Annotated in this window: 19 protein-coding genes and 1 pseudogene; 16 read left to right on the top strand and 4 right to left on the bottom strand. The window is 66.2% G+C overall.

Translation table 11 applies throughout. The annotated features are described in order from the left end of the window. Positions 1–232 precede the first annotated feature (232 nt). The gene (locus BM118_RS19580) at positions 233–2404 is read right to left on the bottom strand and encodes an EAL domain-containing protein (protein WP_092187144.1); all 2172 of its coding nucleotides are present in this window, start codon (positions 2402–2404) and stop codon (positions 233–235) included. Between the two features lie 525 nt (positions 2405–2929). Here BM118_RS19580 and mepA point away from each other — a divergent pair. The 5 genes and pseudogenes from mepA (at position 2930) to modC (ending at position 7221) form a co-directional block, all read left to right on the top strand. Beyond that, a complete protein-coding gene (gene mepA / locus BM118_RS19575; RefSeq protein WP_177234464.1) occupies positions 2930–3874 on the top strand; it encodes a penicillin-insensitive murein endopeptidase in 945 nt (314 codons plus the stop codon). 495 nt (positions 3875–4369) lie between these two features. Then, a pseudogene (locus BM118_RS19565) lies at positions 4370–4873 on the top strand (hypothetical protein). A gap of 191 nt (positions 4874–5064) precedes the next feature. Continuing rightward, complete coding sequence (modA, locus tag BM118_RS19560; RefSeq protein ID WP_092187142.1) at positions 5065–5847, top strand: molybdate ABC transporter substrate-binding protein; 783 nt, start codon at positions 5065–5067, stop codon at positions 5845–5847. Between the two features lie 13 nt (positions 5848–5860). After that, on the top strand, positions 5861–6556 hold the full coding sequence (gene modB / locus BM118_RS19555) for a molybdate ABC transporter permease subunit (RefSeq protein ID WP_027548030.1): 696 nt from the start codon (positions 5861–5863) through the stop codon (positions 6554–6556). A 2-nt stretch (positions 6557–6558) separates the two neighbouring features. Next, positions 6559–7221, top strand: coding sequence for a molybdenum ABC transporter ATP-binding protein (modC, locus tag BM118_RS19550; RefSeq protein WP_092187141.1), 663 nt, complete (start codon positions 6559–6561; stop codon positions 7219–7221). Positions 7222–7366: 145 nt separating this feature from the next. Here modC and BM118_RS19545 read toward each other — a convergent pair whose 3' ends face one another. After that, on the bottom strand, positions 7367–8116 hold the full coding sequence (locus BM118_RS19545; protein ID WP_441299758.1) for a GntR family transcriptional regulator: 750 nt from the start codon (positions 8114–8116) through the stop codon (positions 7367–7369). A 190-nt stretch (positions 8117–8306) separates the two neighbouring features. On the opposite strand from BM118_RS19545, the gene BM118_RS19540 reads away from it, so the two are divergent. The 5 genes from BM118_RS19540 to BM118_RS19520 are packed head-to-tail and all read left to right on the top strand — an operon-like array spanning position 8307 to position 12990. Further along, complete coding sequence (locus BM118_RS19540; RefSeq protein ID WP_092187558.1) at positions 8307–9341, top strand: extracellular solute-binding protein; 1035 nt, start codon at positions 8307–8309, stop codon at positions 9339–9341. After that, the gene (locus BM118_RS19535; protein WP_092187139.1) at positions 9338–10417 is read left to right on the top strand and encodes an ABC transporter ATP-binding protein; all 1080 of its coding nucleotides are present in this window, start codon (positions 9338–9340) and stop codon (positions 10415–10417) included. The genes BM118_RS19540 and BM118_RS19535 overlap by 4 nt, the downstream gene beginning before the upstream one ends. Continuing rightward, positions 10414–11277 carry an ABC transporter permease gene (locus BM118_RS19530; protein WP_092187138.1) on the top strand — a complete coding sequence of 288 codons (864 nt, stop codon included), beginning with the start codon at positions 10414–10416 and terminating at the stop codon, positions 11275–11277. Before BM118_RS19535 ends, BM118_RS19530 begins: the two co-directional genes overlap by 4 nt. Further along, entirely contained in the window at positions 11277–12074 is a 798-nt protein-coding gene (locus tag BM118_RS19525) for an ABC transporter permease (protein ID WP_092187137.1), read from the top strand. The genes BM118_RS19530 and BM118_RS19525 overlap by 1 nt, the downstream gene beginning before the upstream one ends. A 4-nt stretch (positions 12075–12078) precedes the next feature. Then, the gene (locus BM118_RS19520; protein WP_092187136.1) at positions 12079–12990 is read left to right on the top strand and encodes a polysaccharide deacetylase family protein; all 912 of its coding nucleotides are present in this window, start codon (positions 12079–12081) and stop codon (positions 12988–12990) included. Between the two features lie 199 nt (positions 12991–13189). On the opposite strand, the gene BM118_RS19515 is transcribed toward BM118_RS19520, so the two are convergent. After that, entirely contained in the window at positions 13190–14983 is a 1794-nt protein-coding gene (locus BM118_RS19515) for a potassium/proton antiporter (protein WP_092187135.1), read from the bottom strand. A 441-nt stretch (positions 14984–15424) separates the two neighbouring features. Between BM118_RS19515 and BM118_RS19510 the strand changes: the two genes are divergently transcribed. After that, the gene (locus BM118_RS19510; protein ID WP_177234463.1) at positions 15425–16741 is read left to right on the top strand and encodes a mechanosensitive ion channel family protein; all 1317 of its coding nucleotides are present in this window, start codon (positions 15425–15427) and stop codon (positions 16739–16741) included. 113 nt (positions 16742–16854) lie between these two features. Further along, positions 16855–17673: a type I methionyl aminopeptidase gene (gene map / locus BM118_RS19505; RefSeq protein ID WP_092187134.1), complete on the top strand. Its 819-nt coding sequence runs from the start codon at positions 16855–16857 to the stop codon at positions 17671–17673. Positions 17674–17686: 13 nt separating this feature from the next. Here map and BM118_RS19500 read toward each other — a convergent pair whose 3' ends face one another. Then, complete coding sequence (locus BM118_RS19500) at positions 17687–18283, bottom strand: bifunctional transcriptional activator/DNA repair enzyme AdaA (protein ID WP_092187133.1); 597 nt, start codon at positions 18281–18283, stop codon at positions 17687–17689. Positions 18284–18415: 132 nt separating this feature from the next. On the opposite strand from BM118_RS19500, the gene BM118_RS19495 reads away from it, so the two are divergent. The 4 genes from BM118_RS19495 (at position 18416) to BM118_RS19480 (ending at position 22547) form a co-directional block, all read left to right on the top strand. Continuing rightward, positions 18416–19357, top strand: a complete 942-nt coding sequence (locus BM118_RS19495) for a DMT family transporter (RefSeq protein WP_092187132.1) — start codon at positions 18416–18418, stop codon at positions 19355–19357. A 78-nt stretch (positions 19358–19435) separates the two neighbouring features. Further along, positions 19436–20290: an intradiol ring-cleavage dioxygenase gene (locus tag BM118_RS19490; protein WP_092187131.1), complete on the top strand. Its 855-nt coding sequence runs from the start codon at positions 19436–19438 to the stop codon at positions 20288–20290. A 55-nt stretch (positions 20291–20345) separates the two neighbouring features. After that, positions 20346–21074, top strand: a complete 729-nt coding sequence (gene radC, locus BM118_RS19485; protein WP_092187130.1) for a RadC family protein — start codon at positions 20346–20348, stop codon at positions 21072–21074. 297 nt (positions 21075–21371) lie between these two features. Next, positions 21372–22547, top strand: coding sequence for an ABC transporter substrate-binding protein (locus tag BM118_RS19480; RefSeq protein WP_092187129.1), 1176 nt, complete (start codon positions 21372–21374; stop codon positions 22545–22547).

Raw genomic sequence — 22547 nt, 5'->3', positions numbered from 1 at the left:
AAAGCATCGTCCGGCGCGATCCGGGTGAGGGGCAAGGCGAGATGCCGACCAGAGCAAAGGTCGATCCGGCGCGCATGACGGGCGTGCACACTTCGAGTCGAACTCGCGGAGGCGCCCCTCACCCCACCCTCTCCCCGTAAGAACGGGGCGAGGGAGTGAGAGAGCCGCACACCCCTTACATCGGGAATTTCATAGCGAAGCGCGAGACAATAGCGCCGCCTTGGCGGCAGCCTTACGCCACCATCGCGGCGTCTTCGTCCTCGGCGCCATCGATGCCGCGCTGTGCGGCGAGCAGGCTGATGATCTCGATATTGGGGCGGGCCTTGCTGAACAGGAAGCCCTGGCCTTCGTCGCAGCCTTCGGCCCGGAGGCAGCTCAGCTCGGCCTCGGTCTCGACGCCTTCGGCGGTGATGGTGACGCCAAGGCCCTTTCCGAGGCTGACGATGGAGCGGATGATCGCCTGCGCCTCGCGGTTGGCGCCTAAATCGCGCACGAAGGACTGGTCGATCTTGATCTTGTCGAAGGGGAAGCTGCGCAAGTAACTGAGGCTGGAATAGCCGGTGCCGAAATCGTCCATCGAGATGCGCACCCCGAGCGCGCGCAGCGCATGCAGCGTCGCCAGCACCTGGGCGCTCTTCTCCAGCAGCAGCGTCTCGGTGATCTCGAGCTCGAGCCGCCGCGGCGACAGTCCGGAATGCTTCAGCGCGTCCGTCACCATCGAGAGCAGATTGCCGCTGCGGAACTGGAGCGGCGACAGATTGACGGCGACGCGGACGTCGTCAGGCCAGGTCGCGGCGTCGAAGCAGGCGCGGCGCAGCATCAAGCCGCCGAGCGGATTGATCAGGCCGGTTTCCTCCGCGACCGGAATGAACTCCGCCGGCGAGACCATGCCGCGCTCGGCATGCGGCCAGCGCACCAGCGCCTCGAAGCCGGTGATGCGGCCGCTCGAGAGGTCGATCAGCGGCTGGTAGTACGGCCGCAGCACGTCGTTCTGGATCGCGTCGCGCAGCTCGACCTCGATCTTGCGGCGGCTCTGCGCCTTCGCATGAAGCGCCGCCTCGAAGAAGGCGAAGGTGCCGCGCGCATCCAGCTTGGCGCGCGACAGCGCCATGTCGGCGCTCTTGAGCAGCTTTTCGGAATCGTCGCCGTCGGCCGGCGCCATCGCGATGCCGATGGAGGCGCCGATCACCACGGAATGGCCGTCGAGCAGATAGGGATCGGCGATGGCCTCCTGGAGGCGCTTGGCCAGCATCACCGCGTCTTCGGGACGGGTCAGCCCGCTCTGCACGATCGCGAATTCGTCTGAATTGAGCCGCGCCAGCGCGTCCTCTTCGCGTAAGGTGGAGCGCAGCCGCTTGGCGACGCCGCGCAGGAGCTTGTCGCCGATCGCATGTCCGAGCGTCTCGTTGACCGCCTTGAAATTGTCCAGCCCCAGCATCAGCACCGCGACCTTCTCGGCGCTGCGCCGCGTGTGCAGCAGCATCTCGTCGACCTGCTGGCGCAACAGGTTGCGGTTCGGCAGGCCGGTGAGCCCGTCATGCTGGGCCATGAAGGCCAGCCGCGCCTCGGCGCGCTTGCGCTCGGTGATGTCCATCAGCGCCAGCAGCACCGCGGGCCGCTCGGCATAGGTCAATTCGCGGGAGTAGATCGCAAGGTCGATCAGCACGCCGTCGGCCTTGACGTGCTTCCAGGTGCGCGCGGCCTGCTCGTCGCTGGAACGATCCGAGGTCCAGGGCGGCTCGCTGTCGAAGGCCTGCAAGGACCGGATCTTCAGCTTCTCGAACTCGGTGCGGCTGTAGCCGTAATGGGCGACCGCGGCGTCGTTGACGCCGAGGATGCGCTCGTCGTCGAGCGCGCAGACGATCATGGGAACGGGATTGCCGTCGAACAGCAGGCGGAACGAGGCCTCGCGCTGCTTCAACTCGGTGATGTCGACGCGCAGGCCGACGACGCCGCCGTCGTCGGTGCGGCGTTCCTCGATCAGGATGACACGGCCGTCCGACAGCGTCTGCTCGTGACGCGCGCCCGGCTGATAGAGCTTCTTCAGCCGCTGGGCGATCCATTCTTCCTCGTGGCCTGCGGCTTCCGGATAGTCGCCGCGGGCGACGCCGACGCGCAGCGTGTCTTCGAGGCGCGCGCCTTCCGCGAACAGATCGGCGGTCTTGCTGTAGATCTCGGAATATTGCTTGTTCCAGAGAACGTAGCGGCCTTCGGGGTCGAGAATCACGATGCCCTGCGGCAGCAGGTCGACGGCCTGGCGCAGCCGCTCATGCGATTTGCGCGCCTCGATGATAGCCGCTTCGGCCTCCGCGCGGCTCTGCACGAGTTCGTCGTGCTCGGCGGGCCGAAGCGAGGCGCGCGCGAAACGCGGCTTGCGCGGCGACCTGCCGGCCGCAGCACGCACGTTGCGCTTTCGCTTTCCTGGTTTTCGAGACCCCAAACTCAACTTCACATGTCCCAGTCGCGCCCTGTCGCCGCAAGTTTTGGGGCAAGTGTCTGAAAAAAAAGTAATCTTCGCCGGCCTGGCCGCGGAACCGCGGGCCCTGCCGTGCCTGTTTGCGAGGCGCGAAAACCGCGGCGGGCGCAGCAAACCTGTTTTCGCCGTCGCGACGGGACGGTGCGCTGGCGCAAAATTGCGCGCTCACTTGAATCATTTCCGAAATCGCGTGCGATTGCATGCGAGCCGCGCGTATTTCTCACGCCGCGCATGAATTTTGGTCATTGCAGCATAGGGTTATCGCGCCGTTAAGAACGGCCGGCCGATGTGGGATTTTCGATGCGGATCGTCCGATTGCGCGCTCTCGCACTGGACCTGTGCGCGAACAAGACCGCCGCATGCGCGAGAGATCGCCATGCGAGGCCGGGGCCGCCGCGGCGGACGAGCCTAATTCTTAACCCTGACACGGCGTTGGGCTATAAGGTGATCAGCATGAGTCCCCGCCGCCTCGCCCCTCTCCTGCTTTTCATGACACTCCTGGCCGCCGGCGGCGCGCTGGCCCAGGACAAGGGCAGCGTCAACCCCAAGCCGCTGCCGCCGCTCGCCAACCCCAATGATCCCAGCATCGGCGCCAAGGAGCTGTTCGCGCGAAAGCTGCTGCCCTCGAAAGGGACGGCGCATGTCATCGGCTCCTACACCAAGGGCTGCATCGGCGGCGCCGAACGGATGCCGCTGAACGGCGACAATTGGCAGGTGATGCGGCTGTCGCGCAATCGCAATTTCGGCCACCCCGCGATGATCGCGCTGATCAAGCGGCTCGCGGCCAGGGCGCACAAGGACGCGGGCTGGCCGGGCATCCTGGTCGGCGACATCGCCCAGCCGCGCGGCGGGCCGGCGCTGTCAGGCCATGCCAGCCATCAGATCGGCCTCGATGCCGACATCTGGCTGACGCCGATGCCGGACCATCGGCTCTCGCGCGAGGAGCGCGAGGAGATGTCCGCGGTGATGATGGTGCGGCAGGACCGGCTCGACATCGATCCGAAGGTGTTCACGCCGTCCCATGTGCTGGTGCTGCGCGACGCCGCGCAGGAGCCGGCGGTGCAGCGCATCTTCGTCAATGCCGCAATCAAGAAGGCGCTGTGCCGCGAGGCCAAGGGCGACCGCTCCTGGCTGTCGAAGATCCGGCCGTGGTGGGGCCACGACTATCACTTCCACATCCGCATGCACTGCCCGCCGGGCGCCGGCGAATGCGAGGGCCAGCCGTCGCAGTCCGAGGACGAAGGCTGCAAGGACGCCGATCTCGCCTACTGGTTCTCCGATGCAGTGCTGCACCCCAAGCCGCCGCCGGAGCCGCCAAAACCGAAACCGCCGATGACGCTGGCCCAGATGCCGGCGGCGTGCAAGGTCGTGCTTCACGCGGCGGATGCGAAGCCGTAGGGCTCTCCGCCGTCGTCCTGGCGAAAGCCAGGACCCATTACCCCAGGGAGGAGTTGTTGGACGAGCTGGCAACTGCGAGTCTTCGCCAAACACAATCCTGGGGGTATGGGTCCTGGATCAGCGCTCACTATTGGACAACGCTACGCGTTGCCAAGCGCTCGCTTGTCCAGGACGACAACGGAGATTGACGCTGCCGCCTCACACTCAACCGTCGTCCTGGCGAAAGCCAAGACCCATTACCCCAGGGAGGAGTCGTTGGGCGAAGTGACGACACCGAATCTTCGCCAAATTCCTCCCTGGGGCTATGGATCCCGGATCTGCGCTCCGCTTCGCTGCGCTTGTCCGGGATGACGGACTGATTACTGGCCCGCATCCACTCCAATACGCTAGGATCGACCTGCCGCTGTGCCGTAAGCCGCGCGGCCTCGTCGGGATGCGCATCCCGTCGTTCAACACACGCCCGCACCTCTCGCGTGGCCAACGATGAGATTTGACATGCGCATCCTCACCTTTCTCGCCGCGCTCACGATCAGTGCGAGCTCCGCTCTGGCTGCCGAGGAGCCCAGCGGCTGCGACAAGTTCAAATGGCCGATCGAGCGCGAGCGCGCCGCGCTGACGGCGCCGGACCGTGAGAAGCTCGCTTCGGGGAGCGAACGGCCGGCCCTGCCCTCAACGGCCGTCACGCTGGGCCTCGTCACGCCGGCGGATGCCAGGCTGCCCACGCCGCCGGAGCGCGCGCCGAAGGACGGCAGCTTTGCCGGCTTTGCGAGCTTCAAGACCGCGAAAGCCGGGCTCTACACGATCAGCCTGTCGGCCGGCGCCTGGATTGACGTGGTGCAGGACGGGCATGTCCTCAAGCCCGTGGCCTTCAGCGGCGCGACCGATTGCGACGGCATCCGCAAGACCGTGAAATAAGAGCTGTCCGCACAGCCCTTGGTGCTCCAAATCAGCGGCGCCAAGGAGAACTCGCTCTCGATCGCGATCCTCCCCAGCGAGTAGGCAACGGGCGGACCAAAGGTCGCCTTTGACCTGTTCCGCCAGCCTGTTATGGTCGCGCCCAGCGATATCCTGAGGGACCGTAAGTCCGTCGGGCTCCCCGGAACAGCGCGTCCGCCGATCGCACCCCTGACTCAACCAACGCCGTCTTGCGTGCGCTATTGGCGCGCGCATGCGCGCATGGAGCGCTCCAGATGTCTCGCCTTTCCGTACTTTTTTCTGCCTTCGTCGTTCTGCTCGCGGCCTTCGCGCCCGCCGCCGCCGAGGACAAGACCATCACCGTGTTCGCCGCCGCCTCGATGAAGAACGCGCTCGACGAGATCGATGCCGCCTACACCGCAAAAACCGGCGTCAAGTTCAGCGTCAGCTATGCCGCAAGCTCGGTGCTCGCCAAGCAGATCGAGCAGGGCGCACCGGCCGACGTGTTCGTCTCCGCCGACACCGACTGGATGGACTACGCTACAGCCAAGAAGACCATCAACGAGCCGACCCGCGTCAATCTGCTCGGCAACAGCATCGTGCTGATCGCGCCGAAGGATTCGGCGATCAACAACGTCACCATCGCGCAGGGTTTCGACCTCGCCAAGCTCGCCGGTGACGGCAGGATCGCGACCGGCGACGTCAAGTCGGTGCCGGCAGGCAAATATGCGAAAGCGGCGCTGGAGAAGCTCGGCGCGTGGCAGGCGGCCGAGCCGAAATTCGCCATGGCCGAGAGCGTGCGTGCCGCGCTGACGCTGGTCGCGCGCGGCGAGGCCAACCTCGGCATCGTCTATTCGACCGACGCCAAGGTCGAGCCGGGCGTGAAGATCGTCGGCACCTTCCCGGCGGATTCGCATCCCGCGATCATCTATCCGGTCGCCGCGACCACGACCGCGAAGGGCGAGACCAGCGACTATCTCGCCTTCCTGCGCTCGACCGTGGCCAAGACGATTCTGGAAAAATACGGCTTCAAGTTCCTGGTCAGCCCCACGACGTGATATCTGCGACTTGATGTTCGAGATCTCACCCGCCGAATGGACCGCGATCCTGCTCTCGCTCAGGGTCGCCGTCGTCGCAACGCTGGTGGCGACGCCGTTCGGCATTGCGCTGGCATGGCTGCTTGCCCGCCATGACTTCTGGGGCAAGTCGTTTCTCGACGCGGTGGTGCACCTGCCGCTGGTGCTGCCGCCTGTCGTCACCGGCTATCTCCTGCTGCTCACCTTCGGCCGCAAGGGACTCGTCGGTGGATTCCTGGCTGACACTCTCGGCATCGTCTTCGCGTTCCGCTGGACTGGTGCTGCGCTCGCATGTGGCCTGATGTCGTTCCCATTGCTGGTGCGCCCGATGCGGCTGTCGATCGAGGCGATCGACCGCAAGCTCGAGCAGGCCGCCGAGACGCTCGGCGCGGCGCCCTGGAAGGTGTTCTTCACGGTAACGCTGCCGCTGGCGCTGCCCGGCGTGCTCGCCGGCATGGTGCTCGGCTTTGCGAAAGCGATCGGCGAGTTCGGCGCCACCATCACCTTCGTCTCCAACATTCCCGGCGAGACCCAGACGATCTCCTCCGCGATCTATTCGCTGATCCAGACGCCCGATGGCGACGCCGCTGCGGGCCGGCTTGTGATCGTCTCGATCATCCTGGCGCTGGGTGCGCTGATCGCCGCCGAATGGTTCGCCCGCCGCGCCACCGCGCGCCTGCACGGGAATTGACCATGCTGCGGGTCGATGTCGAAAAACAACTCGGTGAGTTCACCCTTGCAGCGACCTTCAGCAGCGAAGGCCGCGTCATCGGCCTGTTCGGCGCATCGGGCGCCGGCAAGAGCTCGCTGGTCAACATGATCGCAGGGCTGTTGCGACCCGACCGCGGCACCATCGTGATCGACGGCGAGACCGTCGACGACACCGCGGCCGGCATCCATGTGCCGACCTGGCGCCGCCGCATCGGCTATGTGTTCCAGGACGCGCGGCTGTTTCCGCATCTCAACGTCGCGCAGAATCTCGACTACGGAAGGCGGATGAACGGCCTGCCGTCCGATCCGGCGCAGCACAAGCGCATCATCGACCTGCTCGACATCGGCGCCCTGCAGGGTCGCCGCCCCGGAAAGCTCTCCGGCGGCGAGCGCCAGCGCGTCGCGCTCGGCCGCGCGCTGTTGTCGAAGCCGCGCCTGCTGCTGCTCGACGAGCCGCTCGGCGCGCTCGACGAGGGCCGCAAGCTCGAGATCCTGCCCTATCTGGTGCGGCTGCGGGACGAGGCCAACGTCCCCATGGTCTATGTCAGCCACGACGTCGCCGAATTGCGCCAGCTCGCGACGCAGATCGTGGTGTTGAAGCAGGGCCGCGTGACGTCGTTCGGCGGGGTGAAGGTGCTGACGTAGCTCCATCCGGGCTACGACTTTCTCGTCACCACCACCGTCATGCCCCGCGAAGGCGGGGCATCCAGTACGCCGCGGCTTCTCGGTTCAATCGCTGGCGCCTCTGGAATACTGGATTGCCCGCCTTCGCGGGCAATGACAGCGGAGACTACCGCCCCTTCCGCCGCTTCGGCTTCACCGCGGCGAACACAGCGGTCAGATCCTGCCCTGCCGGCGCCGCATCATCGTCCAAGTGCAGGCGGCTCTCCACGTGCAGGAAGTGCTCGCGCGACACGGCAATGGCCCGCGCCACGTCGCGGGCACGTAGCGCTTCGACGATGGCGCCGTGCTCGTCCACGGCACAGATCGAATCGGTGGCGGGCTCGTAGACCGAGACCATCACCGAGGACCTGCTGAGCAGATCGGCGAGGAAGCGCGACAGCTCGGCATTGCCGAGCGCCTCGACCAGATGGACGTGGAAGGCGCCCGACAGCCGCACCGACGCGGCGCGATCGCCGCGCGTGGCGGCGGCGCGCTCCTCGGCGAGATGCGCTGTCAACCGCTCGATCAGGGCATCGTCGACATGGCGGACGAGCTGCGTCAGCACGCCCGCTTCGAGCACGCGATGCGCTTCATAGACACTGCGGACGTCGTCGAGCGTCGGGCGCGGCACGCGGGCGCCGCGGTTGGGGATCATCTCCAGCCGCCGCTCCGCGCCCAGCCGATGCAACACCTTGCGGATGCGCTCGCGCGACACGCCAAAGATGTCGGCGAGCGGCGGTTCGGCGAGCTTGGTGCCGGCCTTCAGCTTGCCCTCCAGCAGCGCGTGCAGGATGGCCTGATAGACCGCCTCGTCCTCCGCCGGATTCGCCTTGCCGATTCCCTTGCCGTTTCGCCTGCGCTGCGTCGCCATGGCAATAGCTAGGCTCAAAGGATGCGCAGCGTCACCTCCAAAAAATGTGCACATTTGCCGCGCGACCGCGCAGGTCTCAAACTCGAAATCAGATCAACATATTGAAATTATTTATCTTTATAAAAATGTGCACATTTGGCATGGCGCTTGCTGCTGCCTCGATGCAAGCCTTACGCACAACAAACGGGACATGCCCATGCACACCCCCTCCCGACGCAGCGTTCTGAAGTCCGGCGCGGCCCTCGCCGCGGTTCTGGCGGCCCCGGCGCGGCTGCGCGCCGCGCCCAAGGAGATCGTCATCGGCGGCCCCGCGGGCGCCGCAAAGTATTTCAACGCCGATCTGTTTCCGGTGCTGGAGAAGAAGCTCGACTGCAAGGTGCTCTATGAGGGCACCAATTCGCTGACCAATCTCCAGAAGATGCAGGCCGACAAGGCCGCGCCAAAGATCTCGGTCGTCATCATGGACGATCCGGTGATGCTGCCGGCCGCCAGCGAGGGCCTGATCACCAAGATGTCGGCTTCGTCGATTGCCAATCTCGGCAAGCTGGTGGACGGCTCGGTGCACCAGGACGGGATGTGGGCGAATTACCAGCGGCCCTGGGCCGGCATCGCCTATTCGACCAAGCGCATGAAGACGGCGCCCGCGAAATGGGCCGACCTGTGGGACGGCAAATATGCCTCAAGAGTGATCGTGCCGTCGCTCTCCAACACCGAAGGCTTCTGGACGCTGCTGGCGGCCGCGCATCTCGAGACCGGCAAATCCTACAAGGAAGCGCAGTACGAGATCGACGCCGCCTTCAAGAAGGTGAAGGAGCTGAAGGCCAACCTGCTCAACGTCTATACCAACGCGCCGCAGGCCATCAATCTGATGGAGCAGGGCGAGGCCTGGATGATCGGCGGCCAGTTCTCGGCCTACACGCTGATCCGCAAGGCCGAGGGCTCACCGGTCGATCTCGCCGTGCCGCAGGACGGCGGTTTTGCAATGCCCTCGGGCATCGCCAAGGTGGCTGGTGCCCCCGCCGGCGTTCTTGCCGATGCGGTGATCGACTTCTTCCTGAGCCCGGAAGCGCAGACCATTCTCGCCGACAAGGCCTTTGTCGCACCGACCAACATGGGCACGCCGACGCCGGCGGGCTTCCCCGATCCGGCCGCGCTGTTCGCGCCGGACTGGGCGTTCGTCGCCAAGAACCGCGCCGGCTGGGTGGACCGCTGGAGCAAGGAGATGACATGAGCGAAGCCGCCCCGCATCTCGTCGTCCGCAGCGTCTCGAAGCGATACGGACCGACGACGGTCCTCGATCACATCGATCTCACCATCCGGCGCGGCGAGCTGGTGACGCTGCTCGGCCCCTCCGGCTGCGGCAAGACCACGCTGCTCCGCGCCATCGCGGGGCTCGCGCAGCCGGATGCGGGCAAGGTCGAGCTCGCCGGACGTGACATCACCAACGCGCCGCCGCACAAGCGCAATGTCGGCGTCGTGTTCCAGAGCTACGCGCTGTTTCCACACCTGACCGTCGCCGGCAACGTCGCGTTCGGGCTCAAGGTGCGCGGCGCGGCGAAGCGCGAGATCGACGCCGCGGTCGAACGCGCGCTGGTGCTGGTCAAGCTCGGCCATCTCGCGGGACGGCGCATCTCGGCGCTGTCGGGCGGGCAGCAGCAGCGCGTGGCACTGGCACGGGCGATTGCGGTCGAGCCCGACGTGCTGCTGTTCGACGAGGCGCTCTCGGCGCTCGATCGCAAGCTGCGCGAGGAGATGCAGGTCGAGCTGCGCCGCCTGCTCCAGGACGTGAAGGCGACCGCGATCTTCGTGACCCACGACCAGGACGAGGCGCTGACCATGTCGGACCGCGTCGCGGTCATGAACAAGGGGCGCATCGAGCAACTCGCGGAGCCGCGCGAACTCTACTTGCGCCCCGCCAGCCTGTTCGCGCTCAATTTCGTCGGGCTGTCGACGCGGATTGCCGGCACGGTGCTTTCCGCCAACGATGGCAAGGTCGACGTCGAGACCAAGGTCGGCCGCCTCTCGGCGCTCGGCAATTTCCAGACAGGTTCCCCCGTCATCGTTGCGGCGCGCCCAGAGCAGCTTCGGATCAGTGAGCAGGGCGAGGCCAATTCTGCGGCCGGGCGCGTCCGCTCCGTGGTGTTCCAGGGCTCGCGCACGCTGGTCGAGGTCGATGCCGGCGCCGGCGAAAGCCTGCTCGCCGAACTCTCCGAGCGCGACGGCGCGATCCCGCGCGTGCATGACGAGATCCGCCTGAGCTGGCCTGTCACCGAGACCTTTGCGTTTCCGATGGAGGCGCAGGCATGACGGAAGCCGCCCTTCCCGCGCCGGTGGCGGCGCCCGCGGTGGATCGCGAGCGGCTCGCCGCGATCGGTTTCGTGCTGCCGTCCTTCGTCATCATCGCCGGCGTGTTCGCCCTGCCGCTGGTGCTGCTGCTCGGCGTCAGCGTCATCGACGGCAACGGACTGCCCCTCGCCAACTACAGGCGCCTGCTCGGCACGCCCTATTATCTCGGCGTGATCTGGAATTCGCTGCGGCTGGGACTGCTGACGACGATCATTGCCTTCCTGATCAGCTATCCCGCCGCCTTCGCGCTGGCGCGCGCCCGCGGCGCCTTGCGCTCGGTATTGCTGGCGACGCTGTTCCTGCCGCTCGCCGCCAGCGTCATCGTCAAGGCCTTCGCCTGGACGATCCTGCTGCGCAGCGACGGCATCGTCAACGAGACGCTGATGGCGCTCGGCATCATCGAGGACCCGATCCGGATGATCTTCACCGAGACCGCGCTGATCGTCGGCGCCGTCAACATCTTCCTGCCCTTCATGATCCTGCCGATCTACGCCATCGTGGCCCAGCTCGATCCGCGCTATGCGGAAGCGGCCTCCACGCTCGGTGCGTCCCCGATCGTGACATTCTTTCACGTGATCCTGCCGCTGACGCTGCCGGGCATCATCGCAGGCGTCGCGCTGGTGTTCTCGTTGTCGGTCTCCGCCTATGTGGTGCCGACGCTGTTGATCGGCGAAAAATATCCGACGCTGGCAACCACGATCGCAAAGGCCTATCTGCTGGCGCGCGAGCCCGGCTTCGGTGCCGCCGCCGGCGTCGTGCTGCTGGCGATCGCGATCGCCATCGTCACCCTGAGTGCGCGCCTGTCGCGGGAGCCGAAGTGATGACGCGCACCGCGATCGCTTTTTGCTGGGTGATGGCCATCGCCCTGGCGTTGTTCCTGATCGTGCCGCTGCTGGTGATCGCGGCGGCAAGCTTCTCGCCGACGCCGGTATTCGACCTGCCGCTCACCGGCGCATCGACGCGCTGGTACGGCCGGATCGGACGGCTCGACGGCTTCTGGCCGTCGCTGCTGCTCTCGCTTCAGATCGCGCTGCTGTCGACCGCGATCTCGCTGGTCTGCGGTACGCTCGCGGCGATCGCGATCGCGCGTGGAAAACTGCCGGGCGCGAGCATCTTTGCCACCGCGCTGGTTTCACCGCTGATGATGCCGGGTCTCGTGCTCGGCATCGCGCTGCTGCAGGGCTTTCGCGCCGTCGGCTTCACCGCGCCCTGGGCGACGCTGCTGATCGCGCATCTCGTGATCACTCTGCCTTACGTCGCGCGCACGATGATCGCAGGCCTTGCGCGGTTCGACTTCACGCTGATCGAGGCGGCGCGGACGCTCGGCTGCACCTATCCCGGCAGCGTGCTGCGTGTGATGGTGCCGGCGCTGGCGCCGTCGTTCCTGATCGCCGGGATCTTCTCGTTCCTGGCCTCGTTCGACAATTACCCGGTGTCGATCTTCCTCGCCGACGTCCGCACCAAGACGCTGCCGATCCGCATGCTGCAATACATCGAGGAGGCGCCCGACCCGACGCTCGCGGCGCTCTCCACCCTCATCCTGGCTGGCACGGTGATCCTGCTGTTCGTCAGCGACCGCGTCGTCGGCCTGCATCGCATGGCCGGAACCTCGGACTGATTCCATGAGCGACCAAAAGCAACCCATCTCTCATCGCGACTTCGCCGGCTATCGCGGCAAGCCGCCACATGCACGCTGGCCGAACGGCGCGCGCGTCGCGGTGTCGCTGGTGGTGAATTTCGAGGAGGGCTCGGAATTCTCCGTCAACGACGGCGACGCCAGCAACGAAGCAATCTACGAGGTGGTCCACAAGCTCGACGGGCCTGATAGCTGCATCGACAGCCATTTCGAATACGGCACGCGCGCCGCGTGGTGGCGCATCATGGACCTGTTCGACGCCCATGGCGTCAACGTGACGGTGAGCTCCTGCGGCCGCGCGGTCGAGCGTTCGCCGGACCTCGCGCGCGATGCCATCGCGCGCGGCCACGAGGTGTCGGCGCATGGCTGGCGCTGGCAAAGCCATGCCGAGATGAACGAGGCCAGCGAGCGTGAGGTCATCGCGAACACGGTGGCGGCGATCGAACGCGTCACGGGACAGCGCCCGGTCGGCTGGCACACGCGCTCGGCGACCTCGCCGAACACGCGGCGCCTGCTGGTCGAGGACGGCGGCTTTCTCTACGACAGCGACGCCTACAATGACGACCTGCCCTATTACAGCGACGTCGGCGGCAAGCAGCATTTGGTCCTGCCCTATGCCTTCGACACCAACGACATGCAATATTACAATTCCGGCCGTTTCAGCGGCGCGGACTTTGCCGACTACGTCATCGACGCGTTCGAATGGCTCCGGCGCGAGGGCGAGACATCGCCGAAGATGATGTCGATCGGCTTGCATCTGCGCATGATCGGCCGCCCCGGCCGCATCGGCGCGCTGGAGCGGATCCTGGCGCATATCACGGCAAGCGGCACCGCGTGGATCGCGCCAAGGGCAGCGATCGCGCGGCATTGGAAGGAAGCGGTGCCGGCGGGGGCGTGAGTTGCGCCGGCCTTCGCCACATAGAAGGTGTCATGCCCCGGCTTGACCTGGCTTGACCGGGGCATCCAGTACGCCGCGGCTTCTCGGCTTAGTCATAACCGCCTCTGGAATACTGGATCGCCCGCCCCAGTGCGCAATTGCGCACAAGGCGGGCGATGACAGCGGAATTGAGGAAACGGCCCCCAACTCTCGCGAGCCGCTAAACCCCCGCGACCGAGGTCCACAGCTCCGCAAACTTCTTCCGCAGCGCTTGCCGGCGCGTCAGCGGCGGCGGCGTTTCCTCGTCCTCCGGCAGACGCAGGCCGACGACGTTGACGCGGCCGCCGGAGATAGAGCGCGCCACCAGCACGATCTCGTCCAGCGCAAGCTCGGCGCCCTCTTTCGGCGCGCGGTCGAGATGAACGTCGAAATAGTCGGCGAGCGTCAGCTTGGCTTCGTCCTCGCTCACCTTCACGCCGTAGATCTCGGCGAGCTCGGCCAGCGTATGCTCGGCGGAGACCATGAAGTCGCCGAGCAGATGCGGATCCGGCGCGGTGCTGGGCTGCATGTCGACGAAGAAGCGGTCGAGCGACTCGGCCTTTTCCGGCGGCGCCAGCAGATAGATGTAGTCGCCGGGCGCGATCGGATCGGCCTCCGTCGGCGTCAAGATGTTCTCGTTGCGGATCACTAGCGTCGGCTTCGACCAGGACGGGATCAGGCCGCGGCGGAAGTACAGGCTCTTGGATCGCACCGGATAGCCGACGAGCTGCTGCTCCAGCTGGCCGGGCAGATCCAGTTCGACACGCCGCGGGCCGCGCTCGGCGCGCGGCAGCGCGACGTGCAGCTTGCGCGCGGCCGGCGCCAGGGTCCAGCCTTGCAGCAGCAGCGAGATGATGACGACGACGAAGGCGACGTCGAAATAGAGATAGGCCTTGGACAGGCCGACCAGCATCGGGATCGACGCCAGGAAGATCGCGACCGCACCGCGCAGGCCGGTCCAGGCGATGAAGATCCTTTCGCGCCAGTTGAAGCGGAACGGCGCCAGGCACACGAACACCGCGAGCGGCCGCGCGACCAGCATCAGCACGAGCGCGACGGCGACAGCCGGCAGCACGCTGGCGCCGAGCCGGCTCGGCGAGACCAGCAGACCGAGCAGCACGAACATCACGATCTGCGCCAGCCAGGTCGCGGCATCGAGGAAGGTCACCACCGAATTATGCGCGCGGGTCGGGCGATTGCCGATGATGATGCCGGCGAGATAGACCGCGAGGAAGCCCGAGGCGTGCATGATCTGCGAACCGCCGAAGATCACGAGCGCGGCGGTGGTGACGAACGGCGCATGCAGGCCCTGCGGCAGCGCCACCTGGTTGAGCGCGATGACGACGAGACGTCCGCCGAAGAAGCCGACGACGGCGCCCAGCACCGCCTCCTGCAGGAACTCCAACAGCACGTGCCCCGCCGAGCTCGATCCCAGCGAGATGTATTCGACCAGCATCAGAGTGAGGAAGATCGCGAAGGGGTCGTTGGTGCCGGACTCGGCCTCCAGCGTCGCGCCGACGCGCGGGCGCAGGCGCAGGCCCTGGGTGTGCACCAGCAGGAACACCGCGGCCGCGTCGGTCGAGGCCACGACGGCGCCGACCAGCAGCGACTCGGTCCAGTTGAGGTCGAGCGCGTATTTGGCGAATGGCGCCGTGATCAGCGCGGTCAAGAGCACGCCGACGGTTGCCAGCACCACGGACGGCGCAAGCACGGTGCGGATGCTAGCAAAGCGCGTCCGTAGGCCGCCGTCGAACAGGATCAGGGCGAGCGCCACCGACCCGACCAGATAGGTGGTGCGGACGTCGTCGAACTGGAGCTGCCCGGGGCCGGAATCGCCGGCGAGCATGCCGATCACGAGGAAGACGAGCAGCAAGGGCGCGCCGAAGCGCAGCGCGAGCAGGCTCGACAGGATACCCGCCATCACCAGGACGGCGCCGAGCAATATGGCGAGGCTGACAGAGTCGAGGGAAGCCATGCGGTGCTGCGGGTTACTCCGGGTGATCGACGAATTCAGTCAGGGGGCCACCGGCCGGGCACTCCCTCGCCCCGCTTGCGGGGAGAGGGTGGGTTGAGGGGGAGTCTCCGCGAGGACAGTGGCAACTGGACTCGTGGAGAGTCCCCCTCACCCGAAATTCAAGCTTCGCTCGAATTTCGGCCTCTCCCCGCAGGCGGGGAGAGGCGAAGCGCGCCGCCCTCGACGGAATTTCCCATCTCAAAAACATGTGCTTATGCATCCTTATCGTCGCTGCACCGGCGCGCCAACCCATTTTCTCCCGCTCGCGGCAATCTGCCCGCATTTTGCGGCCTTAACGCACTTCACTTAGCGGTGTATCGATGGTCCAGCCGCGCCCTTTGTGGGATTCTGCGGCGCCCTCGAATCAAATCCTCCCGCCCGCTTCCCGACGAGACCGACCCGATGGACATGGACCTCAAGGACTTCATGGAGTTCGTGCAGACCACCGCGCGCAGCGTCGGGGCGGAAGTCTCCTCTCCCTGGTTCTATCTGCAATTCGGCCTCATTCTGGCCGCGGCCGGAATCGCCTATGCCGCGGAAGCCGGCGTGCGCAACCGCGTCGACATGACCTCGCTGGCGATGGGCTGGCCGCTGCCGCTCCGGCACTTCGTCCGGGTGATGGTCTCGAGCGCCTCGACGGCGGTGTTCACCCTGCTCGTGATCATCTCCCGCGTGGTGCTGTACCACGCGACCTGGCCGAGCCGCAGCTATCTCCTGATGGTCGCCGCCAAGCTCGGCCTTGCCTGGCTCGCGATCCGGCTGGTGACCTCGGTGCTGCGCAACGCCTTCATCGTCAAGCTGGTGTCGATCACGGCGTGGTTCGTCGCAGCCCTCTCCATCCTCGGCCAGCTCGATGCGACGATCGAACTGCTCGATTCCTTCGCGATCGTGCTCGGCGGCCTGCGGCTGACCCCGCTGCTGGTGATCAAGGCCGGCGCGCTCCTGCTGATCGCGCTGTGGGCCACCAACATCGCCAGCAATTTCGCCGAGAGCCGGATCAATTCGACCACCGATCTGACGCCGTCGGTGCAGGTGCTGCTGGTCAAGATCATCCGCATCGGACTTCTGGCCATCGCAATCGTCATCGCGCTCGGCGCGGTCGGCATCGACCTCTCGGCGCTCGCGGTGTTCTCCGGCGCGGTCGGCGTCGGCATCGGTATCGGCCTGCAGAAGATCGTGGCCAATTTCATCTCGGGGATCATCCTGCTCGCCGACAAGTCGGTTAAGCCAGGCGATCTCGTCACCATCGGCGACAACACCGGGCGCATCAGCGCGATGAAGACGCGTTATATTTCCGTCGCCGCCGGCGACGGCCGCGAATTCCTGGTCCCGAACGAGGATCTGGTGACGCAGAAGGTCGTCAACTGGACCTATACCGACAAGAACACGCTGGTGAAGATCGCGTTCGGCACCAATTACGACGCCGACCCCAGGCTGGTCTGCAAGCTCGCCATCGAGACGGCCATAGCCCATCCCCGCGCGCAGAAGGCCAAGCCGCCGAACTGCATCCTGACCGAGTTCGCGGAGGCCGGGATGAAGTTCTCGCTGACCCTCTGGCTCGCCGACCCCGACGGCATGGACAATGTCAAAAGCGACGTGATGCTGGCGCTGTGGGAGGCCTTCAAGCGCGAGGGCATCCGGGTTCCCTATCCCGTCCGCGAAATCCGCGTCCGCGGCGGCGCCCTGCCGGTGGAAACCACCGTAGAAGTCCCGAATTAGGCCCGCTTTCGGGCGCAAAGCGCAGGCTCGGCTTGCATGAAGGCCCGCGATCATTAGATTAGGCCTGAAATCAAGCCTTTCCGCCGCATCGAGCCCGTAAAGACCGCACAAGCATGAGCTACGTCGAAGCCTCCGATACCTCCCTGCGCAAGACCGGACAGATCAAGCTACATGGCCCGAGCGCCTTTGCCGGCATGCGCAAGGCGGGCGCGCTGGTGGCGAAGTGCCTCGACGAGCTCACCGACATCGTCGGGCCGGGCGTGCCGACCTCGCGCATCGACGAATTCGTCCGCGACTTCGCCTTCAGCCACGGCGCCTATCCGGCGACGCTGATGTATCGCGGCTATCGCTACTCGACCTGCACCTCGCTCAACCACGTGGTCTGCCACGGCATGCCCGGCGACCGCCCGCTGAAGGAGGGCGACATCGTCAACATCGACGTCACCTTCATCGTCGACGGCTGGTATGGCGATTCCAGCCGGATGTATGCGGTCGGCCCGATCGCGCGCAAGGCCGAGCGGCTGATCGAGGTGACGTATGAGGCCATGATGCGCGGCATCGCCGCGGTGAAGCCCGGCGCCACCACCGGCGACATCGGCCACGCCATCCAGAGTTTCGTGGAGCCGCAGGGCATGAGCGTGGTGCGCGATTTCTGCGGCCATGGCCTTGGGCGCATGTTCCACGACGAGCCGAACATCATCCATATCGGCCGGCCCGGCGAAGGCGTTCAGCTCAAGCCCGGCATGTTCTTCACCATCGAGCCGATGATCAATCTCGGCAAGCCGCATGTGAAGATCCTCTCCGACGGCTGGACCGCCGTGACCCGCGACCGTTCGCTGTCGGCGCAGTTCGAGCACTCCGTCGGCGTGACCGCGACGGGCGTCGAGATCTTCACGCTGTCGGAGCGACACGGCGAGAAGCAGATCGGCTGATCCCGCCGCCGTCCTATCGCCGGCGGCGGAATGACGACGGCGGCCGCCTGTAGGTTGCGGCAAAGGCATCGTTGAATCTGCGAACGCTGCCGAAGCCCGCGGCGAAGGCGATCTCCGCCAATGTCATGCTGGTCTGGTCGATCAGACGCTTGGCTTCCTGCACGCGGCGGGTCGCCGCGATCTCGCTCGGGCTCGCGCCGGCGTGGCGCATGAAGAGACGAAGCAGATGGCGCGGCCCGACACCGAGCGCCTCTGCAAGCTCCACCATGGACGCGCGATCCAGGAAACCGTCATTGATCAGGCGCATGCCGCGCGCGACGGTGGTGGCGGTCCCCATCCAGGCCGGCGACCCCGGCGCCGTTTCCGGACGACAACGCAGGCACGGGCGGAAGCCGGCGCGCTCCGCGGCGGCTGCGGTCGGATAGAAGGTCACGTTCTCGGAGCGCGCGGGGCGAACCGGACAGACCGGCCGGCAATAGATCCGCGTCGAGCGAACGCCGGAGAAGAACAGGCCGTCGAACGCGCGCGCACGCGCGAGCCGCGCCCGGTCGCAGGTGTCCCAGTCGAGATGCGGTGGCAGCGTCTGCCGATGCGCCGAGCCTGTCGCCATGGCGGAAGGATAATGGCAGCACCGCTCGCCGAGTAGCTGAAATTGGACTCGATCGGGCGATGAGGTCCGAATTCGGCCAGCCCGCGCCGTCGCTCCGGATCATGGTGCCGATCACGACGGGAGCAAATTCGCATGAGCACACAGGCGCAACCAACGACGTCAGGACAAGCCACGCTCGTATTCGAGGTCGGGCTCCTGCTGTTGCTGGCGCTGATCTGGGGCAGCTCGTTCACGCTGATCAAGGTCGCGATCCCGACGATTCCGCCCTTCACGATGGTCGCGGCGCGGGTGACGATCGCGGCCATTCTCCTGCTCCTGATCGCTCTCGCGCAAGGACACGCGCTTCCCCGCTGCACCTCGATGTGGGGGGCCTTCTTCGTGCAAGGGCTGCTGCAAAGCGCGCTGCCGTTCACCCTGATCAGCTGGGGCGAGGCGCATATTGCGAGCGGTCTTGCCGGCGTGCTCAATGCGACCCCGCCGATGTTCGTGCTCGCGATCGCGGTGGTGATCGGGCACGGACGGCAGAGCATCAGCGGCCGGAAGATCATCGGCGTCGCGCTCGGCCTTGCCGGCGTTGCCGTGACCATGGGGGCCGATGCGCTCTCGGGGATCGGCACGACGGCGCCGCTGGCGCAAGCGGCCGTGCTGTGCGCGAGCCTCTGCTATGCTGTCGCGCCGATATGGGGGCAGCGCTTCTCGGGCCTTCCCGCGATCGTCACGGCAGCCGGGGCCATGAGCTGCGCAGCCGTGCTGATGCTCCCCGCAGCCGCAACGCTCGAGCGGCCATGGACGCTGGCACCGACGGCGCAGGCGATCGTCGCGGTGCTCGGCCTCGCGGTGGTCTGCACCGCGCTTGCCATGGTGATCTATTTCCGCCTGATCCGCACGCTTGGCCCGCTCGGCACGACGAGCGGGAGCTATTTGCGTGCAGGCTTTGCGGTGGCACTCGGCACCGCATGGCTCGGCGAGCGCTTCACCTGGTCGCTTCTTGCCGGGATGGCGCTCATCCTCGCCGGAACGGTTGCCGTCACGGCCCCCTCGCCCGTACGACACAACGGGAAACAGGTCGGCTGAATATCGTCATCTGCGCGGCCTGATCTTGCCATCCTGCCTGCCGATGACGATCTGTCGTCAATCAGACAGGAGAGATGGGTGAGCACGTCGACGCGCCGCGGCTTTCTCGGATTTGTGTCAATCAGCGCCGCGGGCCTGCTGCCGGGCCGCGTGGAGGCATCTCCTGCTGCAACAGACGGCGAGCCCGCCTGCATCCTGACACCACAGGCAGAGGAAGGGCCGTTTTATTCCGACCCGAAACTCGTTCGATCCGACATCGCCGAGGGCAAGCCCGGCGTGCCGCTGTCGCTGAAGCTGCGCGTGATCGAGGCAGGTCCCTGCACGGCCATCAAGGGCGCGCGGGTCGACATCTGGCATTGCGACGCCAAGGGGCTTTATTCGGCCTTTCCCGGCCAGGGGGATGCCCACAACATCGATGCGACCAGCAAGACATTCCTGCGCGGCACGCAAATCACCGACGAGGCCGGCTGGGTCGTTTTCAACACCATCTATCCCGGCTGGTATGACGGGCGCACAACGCACATCCATTTCAAGGTGTTCCTCGACGACCGCACCGTGCTGACCGGGCAGACCTTCCTGCCCGACGCGCTGAACGAGTTCATCTACACCAACGTGCCCGACTACGGCGATCGCGCGCGGCAGCGCATGGTGATCAACGCCAACGACCACGTCATCGAGCGCGCCGATCCCGAGCATCGCGCCTTCTGCGCGGTCAAGGAGGAACGTGACTGCTACGTCGCGACGCTGACCCTCGGCGTCGACCGCCGCACGGATGCGACGGTCGGGCGCGCCGGCCCACCGCCGCCTCCGCCGGGGAAGCGCGGCGGTCCGCCACCCGGCCCACCGCCCGGAGGCATGGGCGGTCCATTGTTCGGCCGTCCGATCAAGGATCGGCTCGCCGCGCTGGTGCCGGGGTTGAAGCCGCGCCGCTGACCGCATCGCAATTGCCGGTTGCAAAAGCGCGGTTCCGAGGCAATGCTGGCGTGCGATGCCCGCCAAGTCCAGCACCAGCCCCAACGCTCCGTCGAGGAAGCCCGAGCCAGAGTCGCCACACTATCACGGCCATCGCGAGCGGCTGCGCGAGCGCTTCTACAGCGCCGGGGCCGATGCGCTCAGCGACTACGAGCTTTTGGAGATGGCGCTGTTTCCGGCGCTGCCGCGGCGCGACACCAAGCCGCTCGCGAAGACGCTGATCAAGACCTTCGGCTCGTTCGCCGAGGTCGTGCACGCGCCGGTGGCGCGCTTGCGCGAGGTCGGCGGCATCGGCGAATCCGCGATCCACCAGCTCAAGCTGATCGCAGCGGCGGCGCATCGCGTCGCCAAGGGCGAGGTCAACAGCCGCAACGCGCTGTCGTCCTGGAACGAGGTGATCGACTATTGCCGCACCAGCATGGCCTTTGCCGACAAGGAGCAATTCCGCCTGCTCTTCCTCGACAAGCGCAACCAGCTCATCGCCGACGAGGTGCAGCAGACCGGCACGGTCGACCACACCCCGGTCTATCCGCGCGAGGTGATCAAGCGCGCGCTGGAATTGTCGGCGACCGCGCTGATCCTGGTGCACAACCACCCCTCCGGCGATCCCTCGCCGTCACAGGCCGACATCCAGATGACGAAAGCGATCATCGACATCGCCAAGCCGCTCGGGATTGCCGTGCACGACCACATCATCGTCGGCAGGAGCGGACACGCGAGCCTGCGCGCGATGCGGTTGATCTGAGCGAGCGATGTCTCCGCTTCCGGGCTGCCGCGATCGGTGGTGGCACCAAGCGTGTCAGAACTTGTACGAGAATCCGCCGCCGACCTCGACGACCGTCAGGTGGTCGCTTGTGAGCGTGCGGCCGCGGGAGCGCCGTTGCACCATGGACAGTGCTTCGATTTGACCCGCGGTTTTGGGTGTTGTCCGGCCGCGCCATGTGTTAAAGTTCCAAAACTAGGGTGCGCCAACGAGCGGCCCGGGAGCTAGTTTCCAATAGCCGCCTCGGTTCGGATCGCGCCCTCACCAAAGGAGCGCGGCATGACATGCTGGCCCAGAGGGATTGCAGTCGCTGCGATTCTGGGGTTCGGCGCGATCTCGCTCATGGACGTCGCGGCTCGCGCCGAGCCAGGCGTGTACGACGACCGGATCTTGTTCGGACAATCGGCGGCCTTCGAGGGGCCCGCGGCGGCGTTGGGTCTCGGCATGCGGGAAGGTATTCTCGCGTCCTTCAACGAAGCCAACGCCACCGGCGGAGTCAACGGTCGGAGGCTTGAGCTTGTCTCCTATGACGACGGCTACGAACCGGAAAAGGCAATTGCCAACACCAAGCGCCTGATCGATGAGAACGGGGTGTTCGCGCTCGTCGGCGAAGTGGGCACGCCCACCTCCAACGCGGCGCAGCCGATCACCACGGAAGCGGGGGTGCCGTTCATCGGGCCGTTTACAGGCGCCGCCTTCTTGCGCAACCCGTCGCTCCGCAACGTGATCAACATTCGCGGCTCCTATGACCAGGAGACGGAGGCCTGGATCGAGCATCTCACCACTGACCTCGGCGTGTCGCGGATCGCGATCCTGTACCAGGACGACACCTTCGGTCGCGCCGGGCTCTCGGGAGTCTCGAAGGCGATGGAAAAGCGTGGCATGAAGCTGGTCGCTGAAGGTACCTTCGAGCGCAACACGACCGCGGTGAAGACTGCGCTGCTGGCGATACGCAAGGCGGGTCCCGAGGCCGTCGTGATGGTCGGTCCCTACAGCCCGTGCGCGGAGTTCATCAAGCTGGCACATCGGCTCAAGCTAGACGCCGTCTTCGTCAACATCTCATTCGTCGGCGCCAACGCTCTCGCGAAGGAACTCGGCGAGGACGGCAAAGGAGTCGTGGTGACTCAGGTCGTACCGTTCCCTGGGGACACGAGCATCCCGCTTGTGGCCCGGTACCAAAAGGCGCTCAAGATAGCGAATCCGGACGCGCAGATCGGCTTCGTCTCGCTCGAGGGATACATGGTCGGCAGATTGGTCATCGAAGCCTTGGGAAAGGTGAAGGGTCCGGTTACGCGGGCGGGGCTGCTTTCGACCATCAAGGAAGTCGGCACGTTCGATCTGGGCGGCATCACGCTGTCCTATGGCCCGGACGACAATCAGGGAATGGACCAGGTCTTCCTCACCGTGATCCGGGCGGATGGCAGCTTCAAACCAGTTGACCGCCTGGAACGTTGA

It is taken from the genome of Bradyrhizobium sp. cf659 (assembly GCF_900113725.1).
GTDB lineage: Bacteria > Pseudomonadota > Alphaproteobacteria > Rhizobiales > Xanthobacteraceae > Bradyrhizobium.
The sequence above is the reverse complement of the archived record's forward strand: the minus strand, read 5'-3'. Positions and strand labels throughout refer to the sequence as shown.